20 protein-coding genes and 1 riboswitch are annotated in these 21,207 nt (G+C 66.9%); of the genes, 4 read left to right on the forward strand and 16 right to left on the reverse strand.

All coding sequences use genetic code 11. The annotated features are described in order from the left end of the window. The first annotated feature begins 132 nt into the window (after positions 1-132). On the forward strand, positions 133-1,584 hold the full coding sequence (locus DNJ95_RS08375) for a DNA recombination protein RmuC (protein ID WP_131184263.1): 1,452 nt from the start codon (positions 133-135) through the stop codon (positions 1,582-1,584). Positions 1,585-2,160: 576 nt separating this feature from the next. Here DNJ95_RS08375 and DNJ95_RS08380 read toward each other — a convergent pair. The 11 genes from DNJ95_RS08380 to btuB form a co-directional block, all read right to left on the reverse strand. Further along, the gene (locus DNJ95_RS08380; RefSeq protein ID WP_131184264.1) at positions 2,161-2,883 is read right to left on the reverse strand and encodes an adenosylcobinamide-GDP ribazoletransferase; all 723 of its coding nucleotides are present in this window, start codon (positions 2,881-2,883) and stop codon (positions 2,161-2,163) included. Then, positions 2,868-3,461, reverse strand: a complete 594-nt coding sequence (locus DNJ95_RS08385) for a histidine phosphatase family protein (protein WP_131184265.1) — start codon at positions 3,459-3,461, stop codon at positions 2,868-2,870. The genes DNJ95_RS08380 and DNJ95_RS08385 overlap by 16 nt, the downstream gene beginning before the upstream one ends. After that, a complete protein-coding gene (gene cobT / locus DNJ95_RS08390; protein ID WP_131184266.1) occupies positions 3,458-4,501 on the reverse strand; it encodes a nicotinate-nucleotide--dimethylbenzimidazole phosphoribosyltransferase in 1,044 nt (347 codons plus the stop codon). The genes DNJ95_RS08385 and cobT overlap by 4 nt, the downstream gene beginning before the upstream one ends. Beyond that, positions 4,498-5,019, reverse strand: coding sequence for a bifunctional adenosylcobinamide kinase/adenosylcobinamide-phosphate guanylyltransferase (gene cobU, locus DNJ95_RS08395; protein WP_131184267.1), 522 nt, complete (start codon positions 5,017-5,019; stop codon positions 4,498-4,500). The genes cobT and cobU overlap by 4 nt, the downstream gene beginning before the upstream one ends. Beyond that, complete coding sequence (locus DNJ95_RS08400; RefSeq protein ID WP_131184268.1) at positions 5,016-6,473, reverse strand: cobyric acid synthase; 1,458 nt, start codon at positions 6,471-6,473, stop codon at positions 5,016-5,018. Before DNJ95_RS08400 ends, cobU begins: the two co-directional genes overlap by 4 nt. Continuing rightward, positions 6,470-7,459 carry a threonine-phosphate decarboxylase CobD gene (cobD, locus tag DNJ95_RS08405; protein ID WP_131184269.1) on the reverse strand — a complete coding sequence of 330 codons (990 nt, stop codon included), beginning with the start codon at positions 7,457-7,459 and terminating at the stop codon, positions 6,470-6,472. Before cobD ends, DNJ95_RS08400 begins: the two co-directional genes overlap by 4 nt. Next, a complete protein-coding gene (gene cbiB, locus DNJ95_RS08410; RefSeq protein WP_131184270.1) occupies positions 7,452-8,360 on the reverse strand; it encodes an adenosylcobinamide-phosphate synthase CbiB in 909 nt (302 codons plus the stop codon). The genes cobD and cbiB overlap by 8 nt, the downstream gene beginning before the upstream one ends. Continuing rightward, on the reverse strand, positions 8,357-9,016 hold the full coding sequence (gene bluB / locus DNJ95_RS08415) for a 5,6-dimethylbenzimidazole synthase (protein ID WP_131184286.1): 660 nt from the start codon (positions 9,014-9,016) through the stop codon (positions 8,357-8,359). Before bluB ends, cbiB begins: the two co-directional genes overlap by 4 nt. 11 nt (positions 9,017-9,027) lie before the next feature. Further along, positions 9,028-10,323 (reverse strand): cobyrinic acid a,c-diamide synthase CobB, encoded by a 1,296-nt coding sequence (locus DNJ95_RS08420; RefSeq protein ID WP_131184287.1) that lies wholly within the window; start codon positions 10,321-10,323, stop codon positions 9,028-9,030. 8 nt (positions 10,324-10,331) lie between these two features. Then, the gene (locus DNJ95_RS08425) at positions 10,332-10,922 is read right to left on the reverse strand and encodes a hypothetical protein (protein WP_131184271.1); all 591 of its coding nucleotides are present in this window, start codon (positions 10,920-10,922) and stop codon (positions 10,332-10,334) included. A 117-nt stretch (positions 10,923-11,039) separates the two neighbouring features. Continuing rightward, positions 11,040-12,914, reverse strand: a complete 1,875-nt coding sequence (gene btuB / locus DNJ95_RS08430) for a TonB-dependent vitamin B12 receptor (RefSeq protein ID WP_131184272.1) — start codon at positions 12,912-12,914, stop codon at positions 11,040-11,042. A 102-nt stretch (positions 12,915-13,016) separates the two neighbouring features. After that, positions 13,017-13,226, reverse strand: a riboswitch (cobalamin riboswitch). Between the two features lie 244 nt (positions 13,227-13,470). On the opposite strand from btuB, the gene DNJ95_RS08435 reads away from it, so the two are divergent. Then, positions 13,471-14,298, forward strand: coding sequence for a metallophosphoesterase family protein (locus DNJ95_RS08435; protein ID WP_131184273.1), 828 nt, complete (start codon positions 13,471-13,473; stop codon positions 14,296-14,298). Positions 14,299-14,394: 96 nt separating this feature from the next. On the opposite strand, the gene DNJ95_RS08440 is transcribed toward DNJ95_RS08435, so the two are convergent. Beyond that, positions 14,395-14,955, reverse strand: a complete 561-nt coding sequence (locus DNJ95_RS08440) for a response regulator transcription factor (protein ID WP_131184274.1) — start codon at positions 14,953-14,955, stop codon at positions 14,395-14,397. A 25-nt stretch (positions 14,956-14,980) separates the two neighbouring features. Beyond that, complete coding sequence (locus DNJ95_RS08445) at positions 14,981-16,237, reverse strand: ATP-binding protein (protein ID WP_131184275.1); 1,257 nt, start codon at positions 16,235-16,237, stop codon at positions 14,981-14,983. A 305-nt stretch (positions 16,238-16,542) separates the two neighbouring features. Here DNJ95_RS08445 and DNJ95_RS08450 point away from each other — a divergent pair, with 305 nt between their 5' ends. Beyond that, positions 16,543-17,250, forward strand: coding sequence for an SIMPL domain-containing protein (locus DNJ95_RS08450; RefSeq protein WP_131184276.1), 708 nt, complete (start codon positions 16,543-16,545; stop codon positions 17,248-17,250). A gap of 149 nt (positions 17,251-17,399) precedes the next feature. Continuing rightward, on the forward strand, positions 17,400-18,701 hold the full coding sequence (paeA, locus tag DNJ95_RS08455; RefSeq protein ID WP_131184277.1) for a polyamine export protein PaeA: 1,302 nt from the start codon (positions 17,400-17,402) through the stop codon (positions 18,699-18,701). A gap of 8 nt (positions 18,702-18,709) precedes the next feature. On the opposite strand, the gene DNJ95_RS08460 is transcribed toward paeA, so the two are convergent. From DNJ95_RS08460 to DNJ95_RS08470, 3 genes are all read right to left on the reverse strand, one after another. Next, positions 18,710-19,603, reverse strand: a complete 894-nt coding sequence (locus DNJ95_RS08460; protein WP_131184278.1) for a DMT family transporter — start codon at positions 19,601-19,603, stop codon at positions 18,710-18,712. 107 nt (positions 19,604-19,710) lie between these two features. Next, positions 19,711-20,163 carry a ribosomal protein S18-alanine N-acetyltransferase gene (gene rimI, locus DNJ95_RS08465; protein ID WP_131184279.1) on the reverse strand — a complete coding sequence of 151 codons (453 nt, stop codon included), beginning with the start codon at positions 20,161-20,163 and terminating at the stop codon, positions 19,711-19,713. Next, positions 20,160-20,966: an energy transducer TonB gene (locus DNJ95_RS08470; protein ID WP_131184280.1), complete on the reverse strand. Its 807-nt coding sequence runs from the start codon at positions 20,964-20,966 to the stop codon at positions 20,160-20,162. The genes rimI and DNJ95_RS08470 overlap by 4 nt, the downstream gene beginning before the upstream one ends. Positions 20,967-21,207 lie beyond the last annotated feature (241 nt).

Genomic DNA, 21,207 nt, shown 5'->3' on the forward strand with positions numbered 1-21,207 from the left:
CAGCGCTTTTATCGAAGCACCTTGCCGGTGAATAACGACATAGCGCGATGATCGCCCTGCCACATCGCTGGCCTGCCCGTTTTCACCCGGCGCTAATCGCTATACTGCCGGGCAGTTCCTCCGGAGTCGTCCATGCCCGTTTTTTCCGAACCCATGCTCGTCTGGTCGCTGGTTGGTCTTGTCCTGTCGCTGGCCGGCGCGCTTCTATTCACGCAACGACGCCTGCAGGCGTATCGCGGCGACCTGGCTCTGGCGCAGGAGCGATTGGAGCAGGCGCTGCTGGCACAGCAGGGCTTACGCCAGGAACTGGACGGCTGCCGGCTGGCCCTGGCCGATTGCAACGAGGTGAGGTCCGCGCAGCAGGCCGAACTCCTGGCTCTGCGACGGGAGAACGGCTGGTTGCAGGAGCAGGCGCGGGAGCAGCGCGAAACCCTGGGCGACCTGCTGGGCGAGCGGGATGCCTTGCGGGAAGAGCTGCGTACGCTGAGCGCGCAGTTCGCCGCCCAGGGCAGCGAATTGCGTGAGCAGAGAGCTTCCCACCAGCAGCGTTTGGACGATCTGCAGAATGCGCGTGATGAGTTGCGGGCGCAGTTCGCGGAGCTGGCCGGGCGCATTTTCGATGAGCGCGAGCAGCGTTTCGCGGATAGCAGCAGTGAACGGCTCGGGCAACTGCTGGAGCCTTTGAAGGAGCGTATCCAGTCCTTCGAGAAGCGCGTGGAAGAGAGTTACCAGAGCGAGGCTCGCGAACGTTTTTCCCTGGCTGGCGAAATCCAGCGCCTGCAGCAGCTCAACCAGCGCCTGGGGGACGAGGCGACCAACCTGACCCGTGCCCTGAAGGGGCAGAAGACCCAGGGTAACTGGGGCGAGCTGGTGCTGGAGCGGGTACTGGAGCAGGCCGGGTTGGTGAAGGGCCGCGAATACCAGACCCAGGCCAGCTTCCGCAGCCCGTCCGGCGAGCGCTTCCAGCCGGATGTGCTGATCAGCCTGCCTGGCGAGCGGCAGGTGGTGGTGGATGCCAAGGTCAGCCTGAATGCCTACCAGACCTTTATCCAGGCCGATGACGATGCGGCGCGGACAATGGCGCTGAAGCAGCATGTACTGTCGCTGCGCAATCACCTCAAGGGGCTGTCGTTCAAGGATTACCAGCAGCTCGAAGGCTTGCGCAGCCTGGATTTCGTGTTGTTGTTCGTGCCGGTGGAGTCGGCCTTTGCCACGGCCCTGCAGGCCGAGCCGACACTGGTGCAGGAAGCCTATGACGGCAATATCCTGATCGTCAGCCCGACCACGTTGCTGGCGACGCTGCGGGTCATCGAGAACCTCTGGCGCCAGGAGCGGCAGAACCAGAATGCCCGCGAAATCGCCGAAAAGGCCGGGGCGCTGTACGACAAATTCAGTGCCTTCGTACAGGACCTGGATGAAGTGGGTAGCCGCCTGCAGCAGTTGGACAAGGCCTACCAGGCCGCGCGCAGCAAGCTCGCCGATGGCCGTGGCAACCTGGTGACGCGCGCCGAGCAGTTGCGCCATCTGGGCGCTCGCGCCAGTAAACGCCTGCCGACGGACTGGCTGGAGCGTGGCGAGCAATAGCGATGGTAGCCCCCACTCGTGTCGCGTCAACGATCAAATGTCGCGGACGGCAGCCTTGTGCAGGGTGCGCCGCGCGCACCTGAGTGCTCGGCACCGCTATCCCAGGTGCGCACGGCGCACCCTTCCCACAGAGAGCTGAGCACATGCCGACATGTTGATGCCTGTCGTGACACCAGGTGCCAGCCTCCTGCGCGTCTTCGCCGCAGTGCTGTCGCGTAGCGAACAGGGTGCGACAGGCGCTGGCCGGCTGTTGAAAAACTGCAGTGCGGCCGGGCTCGCGGTAAATACCCAGGCGACGATGGAAAGAGCTGTCGGCGCGGTGCCTGAATCATTCCCTGGGCCAGCTCTTTCCCACAGGCACCGCCGAGAGTGGCTGTGCGCATGCCAGGTGGCGGGGCGGGGCCTTCGCCGCCAGGGATGGCGGCGAAGAGCTACAGGGAGGTATTCACGCGTGCCCAGTACCGCCACCTGGCATTCGCACAGGAACGCTGAGTCCGAGGTCACGCTCTACGGCGCTATGGCCAGACACACCATTGCCAATCCAGTCGCTGGCCCTTCGCGCTCGCGACTGAAAAATCACTGAATCACCAGGACCACCAACACCAGCACTTCAAGCAACTCCAGCAGCGCACCAGCGGTATCCCCCGTGGTGCCTCCCAGCCGCCGCAGCAACTGCCGGCGCAAGACAATGAAGGCCAGCAGCGCCGCCAGCAGCGCCAACCAGAAGCCGGCCAGCAACGCCGCCAGCGCCACCAACGCCAGTACCGCGCAGGCGGCACGACGCGGCAGGTGTTCGGCCATCGCCTCGCCCAGACCGCCCCGGCGCACATAGGGCGTGCTCAGGAACAGCGCCAGCAGGCTGCTGCGCCCCAGTACCGGCACCAGTATCAGCGCCAAACCCACGCCCTGCTCCAGCAGAGCGGCGAGCGCGGCGAACTTGAGCAGCAATACCAGCACCAGCACCACAATGGCGACCGGCCCGCTACGCGGGTCCTTCATGATCTCCAGGGTGCGCTCACGTTCGCCGAAGCCGCCCAGCCAGGCATCGGCGCTATCGGCCAGGCCGTCCAGGTGCAGGAAACCGCTCAGACCGATCCACAACGCCAGCAGCAAGCCGGCCTGCAACAGCAGCGGCGCCCCCGCCAACGCCAGGCTGGCCAGCCACAGCAGCGCCCCCAGCAGCGCCCCCACCAACGGAAAATACAGCAGCGAACGCCCCATCTGCCCGGGCTCGGGCAGGCCGGGCAGGCGCACCGGCAGGCTGGTGAGAAACTGCAAGGCGATCAGCAGCGGCTGCATCGTTCCTCCAGCAACAGTTCCCCATCGCGCAACCCGACCTCCAGGCCGAACAGCCCGGCATGCCCGACTTCCACCTGCAACAGCCGCTGCCGTGGCAACCCGCGCGCCTGCGCCAGCAACAGGCGCATCACACCGCCATGGGTGACCAGCAACAGCCGCTGCCCGGCATGCCGCCGTACCAGCGCCCGGACGCCATCGAGCACCCGCGCCTGGAATACCGCCAGCGGCTCGCCGCCCGGCGGGGTGAAGGCATAGGGGTCGTCCCAGAAGCGCCCCAGCGCCTCGCTCTGGCCGTCCATCAGTTCGGCGGCGGTGCGCCCTTCCCACTCGCCGAAATCCAGTTCGCGCAGGTCGTCCGCCAACTCCAGCGGCAGGCCGCGCTCATTGGCCAGATGTATGGCGAAGTCGGCACAACGGCGCAGTGGCGAACTGATGATCCGCTGCCAGCCAGACCCCATCGCCACCGCTTCGTGCAATTGCGCCCAGCCGGCTTCGCTCAGGGCGTCGTCGATACGGCCACGAAAACCGCCGCCCTGCAGCGTCTCGCCATGGCGCAACAGGTCGAGGCGCAGCTTCATGCCGGGCGGTCCGATACCGCCGCTTCGGCGAAGGTGGCCATTTCCCCGTGCAGCGCGCAGGCCTGGCGCAGCAGCGGCACCGCCAGCGCCGCGCCACTGCCCTCGCCCAGGCGCAGGCCAAGGTCGAGCAGCGGCTCGGCGGCCAGCGCCTGCAATAGCGCGGCATGCCCAGGTTCGGCGGAACGATGGGCGAACAGCAGCCAGTCGCGGCAGCCCGGATTCAACCGCGTGGCGCACAGCGCCGCCGCTGTGCAAATGAAACCGTCCACCAGCGTCGGGATACCGGCCTGGGCGCAGGCCAGGTAGGCGCCACACAGCGCCGCCACCTCGAAGCCGCCCAGCTTGCGCAGGATATCCAGTGGCGCGGAGGCCTCATGCAGCGCCAGCGCGCGTTCGATGACCCGGCGCTTGTGCCGTACGCCCTGGTCGTCCAGCCCGGTGCCCGGGCCGACCAGCGCCGCCGGCGTGGCACCGAGCAAGGCACAGGCCAGGGCCGAGGCCACCGTGGTGTTGCCGATGCCCATCTCCGCGCCGATAAAGAGCTGCGCGCCACCCTCGGCGGCGCGCCGCAGCGAGTCGCGGCCAGCCGCCAGCGCCGCATCGCACTGCTCGATCGTCATCGCCGCCGTCTGCGCCATATTCGCGGTACCCGGTCCCAGGCGCAGATGGCGTACGCCATCCAGTCGCAGCGGCTGCACGGTCCCCAGGTCGATCACTTCCAGCGGCGCATCGAGATGCCGCGCCAGCACACTGAGCGCGGCGCCACCACGGACGAAATTGCGCAGCATCTCGCCGGTCACCGATTGCGGGTAGGCCGACACGCCTTCCGCGACCACGCCATGGTCGCCGGCGAACACGCTGATGGCCAGCCGCTCCAACCGGGGCTTTTCCCGGCCCTGCATGGCCGCCAGTTCGACCGCCAGCGTCTCCAGCCGCCCCAGCGCGCCATAGGGCTTGGTCAGTTGCCGCTGGCGTGCCAGCGCCTGCTGCCGCGCCGTCTCATCCAGCGCCCGGCAGTCAAGGCTCCACCAGTCATTCATAACGCATCCCCCTTGAGTACCAGCGGCAGGCCGGCGACCGTCAGCACCACCCGCTGCGCGCGTTCGGCCAGCGCCTGGTGCAGCCAGCCGGCCTCGTCCACGTAACGGCGGGTCAGTTCGCCCAGCGGCACCACGCCCATGCCGGTTTCGTTGCTGACCAGCAGGATACGCCCGGGCGCCGACGCCAGCGCCTGCAACAGTGCTTCGCGCTCCTGCTCCAGGCGCCGAGGATCATCCAGCAGCAACAGGTTGGTCAGCCACAGGGTCAGGCAATCGACCAGCAGGCAGCGCCCTTCGGCGGCTTCGCTGGCCAGCACCTGCGCCAGCCGCACGGGCTCCTCGACCAGCCCCCAGTGCGCCGGGCGTCGCGCCCGGTGATGGGCGATGCGCGCATCCATCTCGCCATCCAGCGCCTGGCTGGTGGCGACATAAAGCACCTCCAGGCCGCTCTCGCCGGCCAGGCGCTCGGCCAGCCGGCTCTTGCCGGAACGGGCACCGCCGAGAATCAGTTCGATCATGACGACAATCCACAGAGTTGACGGAGCCGGGCCGTGTCCAGGTGCTGTTCGACCTGGTCGGCCAGGCGCTCGATATCGCGTTCGCGCAGGGCGTGATAATCCACTTCCCGTACCTGTGCCAGCCCGGCCCAGCGCAGCAGCGCCGCGCACGCCCCGGGTTGCTCGAACAGGCCATGCAGGTAAGTGCCGAGGATCTGCCCGTCGGCGCTGATGGCGCCATCGCCACGGCCATCGTCCAGGCATACCGCCATACGCGCCAGGGCCGGCCCTGCGCTGACGCCGGCATGGATTTCATAGCCGCTGACGATGGCATCCTCCAGGCATAGGCGCCCACGTACGTTGCGCAGTTGTTTTTGCGCCGCCAGCCGGGTAGAAAACTCCAGCAACCCCAGGCCCGGGCTCGCCCCGGCCGGCCCTTCCAGCCCATGCGGGTCGTCGAGACGCTCGCCGAGCATCTGCAGGCCGCCGCAGATGCCCAGCAGCCGCCCGCCGTAGCGCAGATGGCGGAGGATCGCCGGTTCCCAGCCCTGCTGGCGCAGCCAGTCGAGGTCGGCGCGCACGCTCTTGGAGCCGGGCAGGACGATCAGTTCCGCCGGCGGGATCGCCTCGCCGGCGCCGACGAAACTCAGTTCGACCTGCGGGTGCAGGCGCAACGGGTCGAGGTCGGTGTGATTGCTGATCCGCGGCAGCACCGGCACCACCACCCGCAGGCGCTCGCCAGTCTTCGCCGCCTGGCGCCGGTCGATGGCGTCTTCCGCCTCCAGGTGGAAATCCTGCAGGTAGGGCAGCACCCCCAGCACCGGCTTGCCGGTGCGCTGCTCGAGCCAGTCCAGCCCCGGTTGCAGCAGTGCCAGGTCGCCACGGAAACGGTTGATGACGAACCCCCGCACCCGCGTCCGCTCGCTCGGCGACAGCAATTCCAGGGTGCCGACCAGATGGGCGAACACCCCGCCCCGGTCGATATCGGCGATCAGGATCACCGGGCAGTCCACTGCCTCGGCGAAACCCATGTTGGCGATGTCGTTGGCGCGCAGGTTGATTTCCGCCGGCGAGCCGGCCCCCTCCACCATCACCACCTGGCAGGCGCCGGCCAGGCGCTGGTGCGAAGCCAGGACCGCCTGGCGCGCCTGCGGCTTGTAGTCATGGTAGCGGCTGGCGTTCATATTGCCGATGGCGCGACCGTGGATGATCACCTGGGCGCCGGTATCGCTGTTGGGCTTGAGCAGCACCGGGTTCATATCGGTATGCGCCGGCAGGCCGCAGGCCTGGGCCTGTACCGCCTGGGCCCGGCCGATCTCGCCGCCGTCGACCGTCACCGCGCTGTTGAGCGCCATGTTCTGCGGCTTGAACGGCGCCACCGTGACGCCCTGGCGGCGCAGCCAGCGGCACAGGGCGGTGACCAGCGTACTTTTACCGGCATCGGAAGTGGTGCCCTGCACCATCAGGGTGCTCATGCCGCACGCACCCGCTCGGCCAGCGCCTTCTCCAGCCGCTGCCAGCCATTTTCATCCGCCGGCAGGCCGAAGCGCAGGCTGGAGGTGTGGCTGAACAGCCGCACCAGGATAGCTCGCTGTGCCAGGTGTTGGTATATGCCCTCGGGGTCTTCGGTCACCACCCACTGGAATAGCCCGCAGCCACCGGCGGGGCGTAACCCGTACCGCTCCAGCAGCCGGGCCAGGCGTTCCCCATCCTGCGCCAGGGATTCGCGCTGTCGCGATTGCCCAGCCTGGTCCGCCAGCATCGAGCAAGCCAGCCAGCGGGTCGGCCCGCCGATCGTCCAGGGCCCCAACAATTCGCCGAGTACCGCCAGCAGGCGCACATTGGCCAGCACGAAGCCCAGGCGCGCACCGGCCATGCCGAAGAACTTGCCGAACGAGCGCAACACGATCAGCCCCGGCCGCTGGCTATGGGCCGCCAGGCTGTGTTCCGGTGTGCAATCCATGAATGCCTCGTCGATCACCAGCCAGCCGCCGCGCTCGGCCAGGCGCGCATGCAGGTCCAGCAATTGCTCGACCGGCAGGCGCCTGCCCGTGGGGTTGTTGGGGTTGACCACCACCAGCACATCCAGCCCGTCCAGGGCGCGGTGTACGCTGCCCTCGCTGATCTCCAGCACCCGGTGCCCTTCGCGGCGCCAGGCCTCGGCATGCTCGGCATAGCAGGGCGACAACACGCCGACCCGGGCATCGCGGCGCAACCGCGGCAGGGCCTGGATCGCCATCTGCGACCCCGCCACCGGCAGCACCGCCTCGGCGCCGTAGTAACGGCAGGCCAGCGCTTCCAGTTGGTCGTCCGGCTCGGGCAGGCGGCTCCAGGCATCATCGGGCAGTGCCGGCAACGGCAGGTGCCGGGGTGCGATCCCCGTCGACAGGTCGAGCCAGTCTTCCAGCGCGATAGCATGACGCTGCGCCGCCGCGCGCAGCCGTCCTCCATGTTCAAGCATGCAGCCAGCCTCCCAGCGACAGAATCAGCAACCACAGCCCCAGTGTCGCCCAGACCAGGTCCAGCGCCCGTTCGATGTCCCGCGCCCGCGGCGCCGGCCCCTCGCCCAACAGCGGTCGCACATGCTCCTGGCCGTGGTAAATCGCCAAACCGCCGAGGGATATCGACAGCGCGCCAGCGCCACTGGCCATCACCGGCCCGGCATTCGGGCTGTCCCATTGCGGCGCCTGCCGCCGCCAGCAACGCAGGGCCAGGCGGGTATTGCCGAGCAGCGCATAGCTCAGGGCGACCAGCCGCGCCGGCAGGTAGTTGAGCAGGTCGTCGATACGCGCCGCCGCCCAGCCGAAACGCTGGAAGCGCTCGTTGCGATAGCCCCACATGGCATCCAGGGTATTGCTCAGGCGATAGAGCACGACACCGGGGGCGCCGGCCACGGCGAACCAGAACAGCGCGGCGAAGATCGCATCGCTGCCGTTCTCCAGCACCGTTTCCGCGGCGGCACGGGCCACACCCTGCTCGTCCAGCTCACCGGTATCGCGGCTGACCACCCGCCCGACGCACCGGCGCGCCTGCTCCAGGTCGCCCCGGCGCAAGGCGCCGATCACCGGCAGCAGGTGCTCGCTCAGGCTGCGCAGGCCCAGGGCCAGGTACAGCGCCAGCACCTCGACCAGCCAGCCGATACCCGGCAGGCTGGCCAGCGCCCAGGCCAGCAGCGTGAATGGCAGCACCGCCAGGCACCAGGCCGTGACGCCATGGCTGCGCCAGCCGCGCCCGGCCACGTTGAAATGAGCCTCCAGGCGCTCGGCCCAACGCCCGAACAGTACCAACGGATGAACACGCCGTGGCTCGCCCAGTGCGATATCCAGCGCCACCCCGGCCATGCAGGTCAGCGCCAGGCTCATCCTTCGCCCTCCGGCGAGCCCCAGGCATCCTCGAACAGCAGTTCCGCCAACGGCCGTGGCTGGCGCCAGCCCTCCAGCGCCAGCATCGGCGCCGGGTAGAAGGCCTGCACCGGCCCCAGGCAGATGATCGCCACCGGCTTGGCGCCCGCCGGCACCCGCAGCAGTTCGGCCAGCGCCTGCGGCTCGAACAGCGACACCCAGCCCATGCCCAGCCCCTCCGCGCGCGCCGCCAGCCAGAGGTTCTGGATCGCACAGGAAAGCGAGGCCAGGTCCATCTCCGGCAAGGTCCGGCGGCCGAACACATGGGCTTCGCGGCCATCCATCAGGCAGGCCACCAGCAACTCGGCACAGTCGCGGATGCCCTCCACCTTCAGCCGCATGAATTCGTCGGAACGCTCGCCCAGCGCCTCGGCGGTCGCCCGCCGCTCCTGCTCGACCAAGCCATGGATGGCCGTGCGCAGTTCCGTGCGGCGGATACGGATAAAGCGCCAGGGCTGCATCAGCCCGACGCTCGGTGCCTGGTGCGCCGCCTCCAGCAGCCGCACCAGCAACTCTGGGGCGATCTCGCCGCCGGCGAAATGGCGCATGTCGCGCCGCTCGGCGATGGCACGGTAGACACCGGCACGTTGCTCTTCGGGGAATGCGGCCCGGTTCATCGGTACAGGACTCATGGTCGCAACAACTCCACGGCGACCGCCGGATTGGACGGCAGGTAGAAATGAATATAGGAGGCCGTCAGGCGCCCGAGGCGATAGACCGCCTCGCGGGTACCCCGCCCGTTCGGACACTCGCCCAGGGCCAGCGGCAGCAGCGGGCTATCCAGGGTCGAATGATGGAAACTGTGCCCGCGCAAGCGCCCTTCGGGCAGTTCCACTTCCTGCAGGGCCAGGGCCGCCAGGCGCTTTTGCATGCGTGCCTCGCCCGGCAGCAGGCCGAGCAACGAGCGGCGCTCGCCGGCCAGGTCGAGTAAACTGTCGAGCAGATAGAGCATGCCGCCACATTCGGCCAGTATGGGTTTGCCGGCCCGGTGGTGCGCGCGGATCGCCTCGGCCATGCCCTGGTTCCCATGCAACCGTCGCAGCGACAGCTCCGGGTAGCCGCCCGGCAGGTACAGGCTGTCGATGGCCGGCAGGCACTCGTCGGCCAGCGGCGAGAAGAACACCAGCTCGGCGCCCCGGGCCCGCAACAGATCGAGGTTGGCCTGGTAGATAAAGGCGAAGCACAGGTCGCGGGCCACGCCGATCCGCACGCCGGCCAGCGGCTGGCCGCTGCCGGGCGGATCGCTACGGACGAAATCCACGGCCAGCGGCAGGGGCAGCTCGGCGCTTTCGCTCAGCGCGCTGGCGGCATGATCGAGGCGCGCATCCAGGTCGTCCAGCTCAGCGGCCTGCAACAGCCCCAGGTGCCGGGATGGCAACTCGATAGCGTTATCCCGTGGCAAGGCACCGTACCAGTGCATGCCCACGGGCAGGCTGTCGCGCAGTATCCGTGCGTGCCCGGCACTGCCCACCCGGTTGGCCAGCACCCCGGCGAACGGCAGGCCGGGCCGGAAGGTCACCAGCCCATGGGCCAGGGCGGCGAAGGTCTGCGCCATGCCCGAAGCGTCAATCACGGCCATCACGGGAATCCCGAAACAGCTTGCCAGGTCGGCCGCCGAAGGCTGGCCATCGAACAGCCCCATGACCCCTTCCACCAGGATCAGGTCCGCCTGCTGCGCGGCCTGCCAGAGCAACCGCCGGCAGCCGTCCTCGCCGATCATCCACAGGTCGAGCTGGTACACCGGCTGGCCGCTGGCGCGTGCCAGGATCGTCGGGTCGAGAAAGTCCGGGCCACACTTGAACACCCGTACCCGCAACCCGCGCCCACGGTAGGCGCGCGCCAGCGCGGCGGTCACGGTGGTCTTGCCCTGCCCGGAAGCGGGCGCGGCGATCAACAGCGCCGGACAGGCGGCGTTCCCGGCCATGCGCACCGTCACGACAGCGTCGTGGCACGCTGCTGCATACGCACGAAGGCGGCCATACCGATGTGAATGATCGCGACCAGCGTCACATACAGGGCCAGGTTGGATAGATAGCGCGGGTAGTAGATGCCCATGCGCTCGATGAAGCCGGCCAGGCTCGGCTCGGCATAACGACCGGAAAAGAAGTAGAAACCGCCACTGGAAATCAGGTGCGCGACGAGCGCCGCCACCACCAGCGTACCCGCCAGCGACAGGGCCAGTAGCGCCGGGCTGCGCCAGGATGGCTGCACATGGGTGGCGAACGCGCGCCCGGCGAACCACAGGCAGCCATAGGCGAGCAGCAGCATCCAGTAGACCGGCGACAGGCACCAGTCACTGATGGTGCCGCTGGCCAGCGAGCCGAAATCGAGCAGGGTCGCCTCGGCGAAGAACAGCGCGAATGCCCAGCGCGGGCGCAGGTACACCCCGGCCAGGAAGAAAACCGCCCAGGACGCGCTGGGCAGGTTATCCACGCTGGCGAAATGCTGCCCTCGCGTCATCGCCATCAGCACGGCCAGGCCGAGGCCGATCAATACCTGCGAACGAGCGGAAAGATGATGCATGGGATGCCCCCTCAGTGTGCCACCTGCAGAAAGCGGCCCGGAATATTCATAAGTCGCAGCCGGGTAATGATACCGGCTGCCGACGCTGTCATGCTCGCCACTGCCGTGCCGGCTTTATCAGAGCACCTGGTAACGAAGGGTGAAATACACCGCCCGGCCAGGCTGCTCGTAGGTCTGTGCGGTTTCATAGTCGCGGTCGAACAGGTTGCTCAGTTTTACCTGCAAACGCCAGGCACGATCGAAGCGGTATTCACCGCGCAGGTCGACCAGCGCATAACCCGGCATACGCGATGCGTCGGTGTTGCTGGCACTGTCGAAACGCTGGCTGCTGGCATACAGCGTAGCACCCAGCCCCAGCGGGCCGAAGCGGCGATCCACATCCAGGTTGAAAGCCCGCTTGGCCCGCCGTTGCAGCAGGTGGCCATGGTTCTCCTTGCTGCGGTCCTGGGGATCGAGGAAGGTCAGCGCCGAGACGATATCCCAGCCCGCGAAATCGGTGCGCAGTACGCTTTCCAGCCCACGAATCCTCGCCACATCGACGTTGTCCGGGCGCATCGGGCTGCTGCCGCTCCAGACGATCAGGTCGTCGATACGGGTTTCGAAGGCATTCAGGCTCCACTCCCCCCACTGCTGGCTGCCCTTGAGCCCGACCTCGAAGCTTTCCGACTCCTCCGGCCGCACATGGGGATTGCCGGCGGTCGAGGCACTGGCCGGGTAATAGAGGTCGTTGAAGGTCGGCGCGCGGAACGCGGTGCCATAGGCAGCCGTGAGCGTCAGCTCATCGTTCAGTGCGTAGCTCCAACCGAGGCTACCGGTATCGTGGGAGCCGAAGAACTGGTCCTTGTCGCGGCGCAGGGCGGCTTCCAGCCCATGCCGGCCGAAGCTGGCCAGGTATTGCACGAAAGCGCCGCGGTTATGCCGCGAGTCCTTCAGGTAGTCATTGCTGGTATCGATGCGGTCACGCTGGTAGTCGAAGCCCAGCGTCAGCAACTGCGACTCGTCCAGGCGCAAGTCGTTCTGCCAGGAGAACGTATCGCGGGCCGTATCGAAGCGCGAGTAGAAAGCGCCATCCTGGAACTGATCCGAGCGATCCTCGCTATGGCCGACCTGCAGCGACACCTGCCAGGGCTCCAGCGGCGAGAAACGCGCCCGCCCGCCCAGCACCTGCAAACGGCTGTCGCTGTAGGCATCGCGACCGCTGGCGCCGCTGCTGCCGCGCGAGTCGATATCGCTGTGCCCCTTGCTCTGCAGCCAGTTGGCGTCCAGTTCCAGCCCATTATCGAAACGATAGCCGCCACGCAGCGAGGCCGACAGTTCCCGATACCCATCGGCATCCGGCTCATAGGCCCGGGGAGCGCTGGAACGGTAGGCGCGCGCGTTGATGCCATCGGTGGACTCACTGGCCACCCCCAGGCTGTACCAGGCGGCACCGTCGCCTCCCGCGACACCCGCCGTGGCGCCATAGGAAGAACGGCTGCCAGCCCCGACGGAGAAATAGGGCTTGAGCCCATCCGCAGAACCTTTGCGCGTGAATACCTGGATCACCCCGCCGACCGCCTCGGAGCCGTAGAGGCTCGAGCGCGGCCCGCGCACCACTTCGATACGCTCGATCTGCTCGACGGGAATACTGTGCAGCGCCGCGCTGCCACTGGTCGCCGAACCGACCTTGATACCGTCGACCAGCACCAGCAGATGCTTGTCGTTGGTGCCGCGCAACTGCACGGTGGAAGACTTGCCACGGCCACCATTGCTGGTGATCGCGACACCGGCCAGCCCGCGCAGGGCCTCCAGCACGCTGGCCGCCTGGCTGCGCTCGATATCCTCGCGCGTCACCACGCTGCTGGAGGCCGAGGTATTGGCCGGCGACTGTAGGGTGCGCGTGGCCGTCACCAACTGCTCATCGAGCAGCAATGACTCTGCCTGCGCCAGGGAAGCCATGCAGGAAACGCCCAGCAGCAGGCAAGCCGCCGACCGGGTAAATGATCGATTCATCGTTTGAACTCCGCCGTGCCCGCCCGCACGGCCCAGGGCCAACAAGAACGTGCGGAGGACATTGCGGAGTGAGCGGACGCACCCCAACTGGCGCCCACCGCGCCGTCATGGATGCGCCAGGCCGGTCTCCGGGCTCGCGAGTGGAGCCTGCGGCTCCCGAAACCCAGCCTTCCCATGCATGAACAGGCACAGTGACTACGAAAGGGGTTTCTCGACTCGCCTACCGTTGCGGGGGCAGCGCCGGAATCGGACCGGCTTCCCTGTTTCACCCATGTGGCACGTGGCCTGGGCACCTGAGGCTGGCCGGGAGGGTAGACCAAGGGCAGGGGCTGCGCAAGGCAGCCAGGGCGTTCGCGCTATGCACGGCAAGCAGCCGAAACAGCGCTGGAAGGCTCGAGGCTGGACGAAAGCGCGTGGCAACCGGTGTGTTGCGTCCAGCTTTCCAGCCTCCAGCACTTCTATCGGAGCGCCTTGCCGGTGGATAACGGCATAGCGCGATCGCCCCGGGCTTGTGGAATAATGCCGCACTTGAACGACATGAGAGGCCAAAAGACCCATGACCAGTATCCTGCAGATATCCGACACCCACTTCGGCACGGAACAGGCCCTGGTGGTGCAGGCTCTGGAGGATCATGTCGACGAATACGGCGCCGACCTGCTGGTTTTCTCCGGCGATATCACCCAGCGCGCGCGCAACGGCCAGTTCGCCGCGGCGGCGGCCTTCATGCAGCGACTGCGGGACAGGGGCATCGGCAATACCCTGGTGATTCCCGGCAACCATGACATTCCACTGTATAACCTGCCGCTGCGCTTCCTGGCTCCCTACCGCAACTACCGCCGGCATTTCGGCGATGACCTGGAACCGGTCTTCGAAAACGAGCGCCTGCTGGTGATCGGCCTGAACACCACGGCGCCGCGTCGCCACAAGAACGGCCTGGTGACGCCTGGCCAGGTCGAACGGGTGGCCCGCCTGCTGCGTGGCAGCGATCCCGGCAAGCTGAGTATCGTGGTCGCGCACCAGCCGTTCGGCGCCATGGTCCCGAGCGATGTGCGCAATCGCCAGCACGGCGCCCAGGCCGCCCTGGAATGTTGGGCCGCCGAAGGGCTGGACCTGGTCATGGGCGGGCACGTGCACCTGCCCCATGTGCTGCCGCTTTCCGGGCAATACGCCCACCTTGCCCGCGAAGTCTGGATGGTCCAGGCCGGCACGACCTTTTCCTCGCGGGTGCGCGGCACCTCGCCGAACTCCTTCAACCGCCTGCGCCTGCATGATGGCGCCGACAAGCACGTCACCGTCGAACGCTGGGACCTGCTGGACGGCCACTTCGCGCCCGGCTCGCATTTCGAGCTGGACTGGGATGGTGGAAGCGGCCAGATGCTGTAAGCTGTAAGCCGTCGTAGCACGCCGTGCGCACCGACGAGCGACCCCCGCCCCTGCCGCGACCACGCTTCCAGCGTATGGCTTCCAGCCGCTTTTTTACTAACGCCTGACCGGCCGCTTCTGCAATTTGCGCTGCAGGGTACGGCGGTGCATGCCCAGGGCACGGGCGGTGGCCGAGATATTGCCGTCATGTTCGCTCAGCACGCGCTGGATATGCTCCCACTGCAGGCGGTCCACCGACATCGGGTTCTCCGGCACCAGCGTATCCAGGTCGGCATGCTTGGACAGCAGTGCCGCCAGCACATCGTCGGCATCCGCCGGCTTGCACAGGTAATTGCAGGCGCCGCGCTTGATCGCCTCCACCGCCGTGGCGATGCTCGAATAACCGGTGAGGATCAGCACCTTCATCTCCGGGTCCAGCGCCAGCAGCTTGGGCAACAGCACCAGCCCGGAGTCCCCTTCCATCTTCAGGTCGAGCACCGCGTAATCCGGCAGGTTCTGGGTCGCCAGCGCCAACCCTTCGTCGGCGGAGCCGGCAATGCTCACCTGCAGGCCGCGCCGGGTCATCGCACGCGCCATCACACGGGTGAAGGTCGGGTCGTCATCCACCAACAGCAGGTGTGGCTGTTCTTCACCATCATGCTGCAATTCGTCGGTCATGCTTCATTCCTCGCAGTGTTCGCGATCAGACTCGAACCGAGCCGTGAGGCAGGCGCAACTCGGTCAGAGTACCGCCATCTTCGTGATTGTAGAGTTTCACCGTACCGCCAGCACGTGTCACGCTGGCCTGGCTGAGAAAAAGCCCGAGGCCGAAGCCCCTGCCACCCTTGGTGGTGATGAAGGGCCGGCCGATCTGCTCGGCAATCGCCAGCGGCACACCCGCGCCATGATCGCGGATACTCAGCTTGAGCCACTGTTCGTTCCAGTCCAGGCGAATCTCCAGGTCGTCCGGGCAGGCATCGGTCGCATTGTTCAGCAGGTTGAGCAATGACTGGCTGAGATCCGCGGGCGGCATCAGATGCGGCGGGCTGCCGACCCCCACGCACTGAAAGCGGTAGGTGGCTTCGGGCCGCATCAGGTGCCAGCGTTGCAACACGGTCTCGACCCACTCGCGTGCCGTCTGCTCCTGAATGGCCTGGCGGCGATCCGCCTCGGCGGCACGCACCAGTTGCTGCAGGCTGTCCTTGCACAGTTGCACCTGGGATTGCAGCAACCCCAGGTCCTCCTGCAACCCCGGGTCCTTGTACTCCTGTCGCAGTTCCTTGAGCAAGACACTCATGGTCGCCAGCGGCGTACCCAGCTCATGGGCCGCGCCGGCGGCCTGGGTAGCCACGGCCAGCAGTTGCTGGTCGCGCAGGCTTTCCTCGCGCCGCTGCGACTGCAGTTGCTCCTGGCGGCGCAGTTCCTCGGCCATGCGCGTCACGAAGAAGGTGATCAACGCCGCCGCCAGGGCAAAGCTCAGCCACATGCCGTAGACCAGCAGCGTGGAACGATCCAGCGGCGGCACGTTGACCGGGTCGTACCACACCAGCATCAGCGTATAGCCCAGCAGCGCCAGCCCGGAGAGGACGATGGAATAGAGCCAGGGCAGGGTTGCCGCGGCGATGGTCAGCGGTACCAGGTAGTAGGAGACGAACGGGTTGGTCGAGCCGCCCGAGTAATAGAGCAGCGCGCTGTGTATCAGCAGGTCGCAGGCGAGGTGCGCCGCGTACTCGAGATCGGTCACCGGCCAGGGGCCGTAGAGACGTATGGCCGTGCCCAGACACAACAGCGCGGAAACCGACAGCGTGATGCCCAGCGCCAGCCAGGGCAGGGTCAGCAGTTCGGTCACATAGGCCAGCCCCACGGCACCGGCCTGGGCCGCCAGGACCAGGCAGCGGATCAGGGTCAGCAGCCGCAGGTTCTGGCGACTGGCAGAGAACGAATGAACGGATGCGTGCATGAAGACTCCAACGATGGCGCGAGTATAACCAAGCGCATCGCCCGGCTCATGCGTCAACACGCCGCATAATCCTGGCAGGACGATTGCGCTATGCGCGGCAAACAGCCGAAAACAGCGCTCGAAGCTGGACGAAGGAGCGTGGCAACCGGTGTTTTTCGTCCAGCTTTCCAACCTCCAGCGCTTTTATCGAAGCACCTTGCCGGTGAATAACGGCATAGCGCGACCACCCTGTAGCCCCGGGCTGAAACGATGCACCCGATTGGCAACCCAGGTACCCTTTCCGCTTCCTGCAAGGAATTTTCCCCATGTCTTTCAGATACCGCCCGACTCCCCTGCTGTTGCTGGCCGCCATCCTGGGCAGCAGTTGCGCCTTCGCCGATGCCCCCCGCTACAACCTGGTTTCGCTACGGGCGGAAGTGAGCAGCGAAGTCGCCCAGGACCGCATGCATGTCACCCTCTACAGCGAAGCCCAGCACAAGGACCCGGCCAGGCTGGCAGCCGAGACTACCGAGGCACTGAACAAGGCCCTCGAGCGCGCACGCCAGGACAAGGCCATCACGGTCAAGACCGGCAATCGCAGCAGCTATCCGGTCTACGAGGAAAACGGCCAGAAAATCACCGGCTGGCGCGAACGCGCCGAACTGCAACTGGAAAGCAGCGACTTCGCCGCACTGTCCAGGCTGACCGGCGAGCTGACGCAGACCCTGAAACTGGGCGGCATGCAGTTCAGCGTCTCCGACAATCTGCGCCGGCAGAACGAAGACGCGCTCTACAAGGACGCCGTGGCGGCCTTCAAGGCCCGCGCCCAGATCGTCACCCAGTCGCTGGGCGGCAAGGATTACAAGCTGGTCAACCTGAACCTCAACAGCAATGGCGGTGGCTACTACACACCGGTGATGCGCGCCTCGGCCATGAAGGCCTCGATGGATGCGGCACCCATACCGGAAGTGGAAGCCGGCACCCGCCAGATATCCCTCAGCGCCGATGGCGTGATCGAGGTGCTGCTGCATTGAATGGGTAGTGCCAAGCCACGAACCTGAAGCTTGAAGCTTGAAGCCGCTTCAGGGTGCGCCCTGCGGGAATCGAGCTTCCAGCTTCCGGCTGCGCCCGCTGTAACATGTTCATGCTACCCTCCGGGGCTTATCCACAACGCAAGTCCATCATGAGTGTCGCCCAGAGTATTTCCCTGCTTGCCCTGCTGATCCTCGTCAGCGCGTTCTTCTCCGTCGCCGAAATCACCCTGGCCGCCTCTCGCCGCCTGAGATTGCGCCAGATGGCCGACGAAGGCGACCCTCGGGCCATCCAGGTCATACAGGTCCAGGAACAACCGGGCCACTATTTCACCGTGGTGCAGATCGGCGTGAACGCCCTGGCCATCCTCGGCGGTATCGTCGGCGAAGGCTTTTTCAGCCCGATCTTCAGCGCCTGGCTCGAATACCTGCTGGAGCCGGCCCCGGCAGCCACCCTGGGCTTCATCGTCTCGTTCGTGCTCACCACCTCGATCTTCATCGTCATCACCGACCTGGTGCCCAAGCAGATCGGCATGGCCGCCCCCGAGCGACTGGCCGTGCGTGTCATACGCCCGATGCTGATGCTCAGCCGCCTGCTCAAGCCCCTGGTACTGGTCTACGCCTGGCTGGCCAACGGGCTGATCCGCCTGTCCGGCCTGCCACAGAAGCGCGACGACAGCATCACCCCGGACGATATCCTGGCCATGGCCCAGGCCGGCGCCCAGTCTGGCTCCCTGGCCGCCAGCGAGCAGCAGGTGATCGAGAATATCTTCGAGCTGGACACCCGCACCCTGCCCAGCGCCATGACCCAGCGCGACGCCATCGCCTACTTCCTGCGCGATGACATCGAGGCACTGGTTCGCACCAGGATCGCCGACGATCCCTATTCGTTCTACCCGGTCTGTGACGGCGATATCGACCACATCATCGGCTACGTCAGGCTCAAGGACCTGTTCCAGCGTGTACTCAGCGGTACCCCGATCTCCTTCGAGGACCCCTCGCTGATCCGCAAGCTGCTGGTGGTGCCGGACCGCCTGAGCCTGGCGGAGATGCTCGCGCAGTTCCGCCAGGCCGGCGAGACCTTCGCCCTGATCGTCAACGAATACAGCCTGGTGGTCGGCCTGATCACCCTCAACGATGTGATGAGCATCGTCATGGGCGACCTGGTCTCGCCCTGGTACGAGGAGCAGATCGTCCAGCGCGACGAGAACTCCTGGCTGATCGACGGCATCACGCCGATCCAGGATGTGCGCCGCGCCCTGAATATCGACAGCATGCTGCACGAGGACGAATACGAAACCCTGGCGGGCTTCCTCATGACCATGCTGCGGCGGGTGCCACGGCGTACCGACCGGGTCAGTTGGGGCGGCTATACCTTCGAAGTGATGGATGTCGACAGTTACCGTATCGACCAGGTCATGGCCACCCGCGAAGGCACGCGCAAAAGCGACTGATCCCGCCGTCAGGCGCGCCGGGTCGCCAGCAGCCCGGCGAAGATCAGCCCGCCGCCGACCAGGTGATAGGACTGCAGCGGCTCGCCCAGCAGCACCCAGCCGAGCAACGCGGTGAACACCGGCATCAGGTAATTGGTCAGCGATGCCGCCGCCGCGCCGAGCACGCTGACACCGTGGTTCCAGGCCAGATAGGCCACCAGCGAAGCGAACACCGCCGTGTAGGCGATCGCCGCGAGATTGCCCGGCGTGACCGCGAAGCCACCGCGCAGGCTCAGTTCCAGCAGGTAGAAAGGCAGGATGCACGGCAGCCCGAGCAGCATCAGCACGCCGAGCAACGTCAGCGGCGGCACCGTCAGGTAACGCCTCCAGCGCCTCAGCAGCAACGTATAGGTAGCCCAGACCAGCACCGCCAGCAGCATGATCAGGTCGCCCCCGGCGAACGACAGCGAAGTCAGCACCTCCAGGCTGCCACGGCTGATCAGATAGCACAGCCCCAGCAGCGCCACCACCAGGCCGACCCAAGCACGCCGCGCGGGCCATTCGCCGAGCAACACCCCGGCGCCGACGAAGGTCGCCAGCGGCAGGCAGGTGCCGACCAGGGTGAGATTGATCGCCGGAGTACTCTGGGCGGCGGTATAGAGCAGCGAGTTGTAGCTGGCGATGCCCACGGCGGCCAGCACCGGCAAGCGCCAGCCGGCGGCCAGCAGCGCCTGGCGGTGGCGCCAGATCGAGCGCGCGACGAACGGCAGCAGCAACGCCGAAGCCAGGCTCCAGCGCCAGAAGGACAGGCTCAGCGGCGGGATATCCTCATGATAGGCACGCCCCACCAGGGCATTGCCGCTCCACAGCAGGATGGCCAGAACCAGGCCGGCGAAAGCCAGCCCTTGCCGCGAAAGAACCATGCAGACCTCATAACCCCGTCATTGCAAACGGGGACTCGACAGTGGAAACGATTGCCCCGGCAGACAGCAGCAGCCCGGCAGAGAAGCCCCATCCAGCCCGGAGCGCATCAGTCCAGCAGCGTGCAGGCCATGACCAATGCATCCTCCCGCCCGTCCACGGCAGGGTAGTAATCCCGGCGGCGCCCTATCTCGTTGAAGCCGAAGCGCTCGTACAGGCGATAAGCCGGGTGGTTGCTGGCCCTCAGCTCGAGAAAGCACTCGTGCGCACCACGCGCCCGCGCCCGCGCCATCAGGTGTTCCAGCAGGCGCAGGCCGAGGCCGCGCCCCTGGCTCTCCGGCTTGACCGTCAGGTTGAGCAGGTGCGCCTCGTCGATGATCACATTGATCACCCCATGCCCCACCTGCTGGCTGCCTTCGAACATCAGCCAGCACTCGTAGCTCTTCAGGCTGTCGCTGTAGGTGCCACGCGTCCAGGGATGGCTGAAGGCGGCGTACTCGACTCTCAGCACTTCATCGATATCCGCCTCGGTCATACGGCGAAACGTCAGGTTATCGTTCATGACCCCATTACCCAGCGCGGCATGCTGCGCTTGAGCATCCGCCACAATTCGGCCTTGCTGGCCGGCTCTTCCATCAATGCCTCCAGCCCCGGTAGCGCCAGCGCCCGCCCGATACCGTCGATATCCAGCTCACGCCAGCAGGCATCGTCCTCGACCTCGCCGGCAAAGCGCAGGGCCGCGCCGCCGACCAGCCACAGACAGTCACAGCCCATCTGTTCCAGCTCGGCCATGAGCACACCCTGCACATAGTCGCGCGCCGCCTCGGCCCCCTGGTCGAGACTGCCGCGATGCAGCAAGGGCCAGCGAATCGGCTCGCCATCGCCGACCTGTTGCGGCCGATCGGGCAAGCCGCCCGCGCGCAGGATGTCCTTGAGCAGCACATAGCCCGGATCACGGCTCTGGAACGGCTCGCCGGTGGGCAGTTCCACCAGCAGCAGGCAACTGCCGGCGCGCAGCAATTGCAGGGCGAAACGCGGCGGCGGCGCCTTCGGCGTCTCGCGTGCGACGGCTTCGGCGACCTCCGCCACCGGCGGCGCGGCCACCGGCTGCGGGCGGGCGACCCGTTCGGGCTGAGGACGGGGGGGTTCACCGGGCACGGGGCGCTCGGCAACATCGACGGCGACAGCGATGCTTGCGACAGGCACGTCAGTGGCCGCGGCTGCCGTGTCGGGCTCCGCCAACGCCTGGTCCAGCGCCAGCAGCTCCGGGCGGGACGGAGCGGCGAACGGCAACAGGCTACGTGGCAGCCAGCATGTCACCTGCATGGCGTCCAGATAGGCCCTACGGCGCAACTCTGCGTTCAAGCTTCGCACCTGTCAGAGAAATCAAAGGCGGCGATTGTCGCGTAGCGGGCGGCGGGCCACAAGCGCCAGAGGCCATCGCGCTATGCACGGCAAACAGCCGAAACAGCGCTGGAAGGCTAGCAGCCTGTCGGAGTTGAAGCCGCCTGCGGCCTAATCATGGCAAAGGGTGGCGTTTTTCACGCGACGACATGGGGCAGCGCAGGCAGGCTCACTCTTCAACATCTGGGCGATGGGGCCCGTC

It is taken from the genome of Stutzerimonas kirkiae, assembly GCF_004327335.1.
Lineage (GTDB): Bacteria > Pseudomonadota > Gammaproteobacteria > Pseudomonadales > Pseudomonadaceae > Stutzerimonas > Stutzerimonas kirkiae.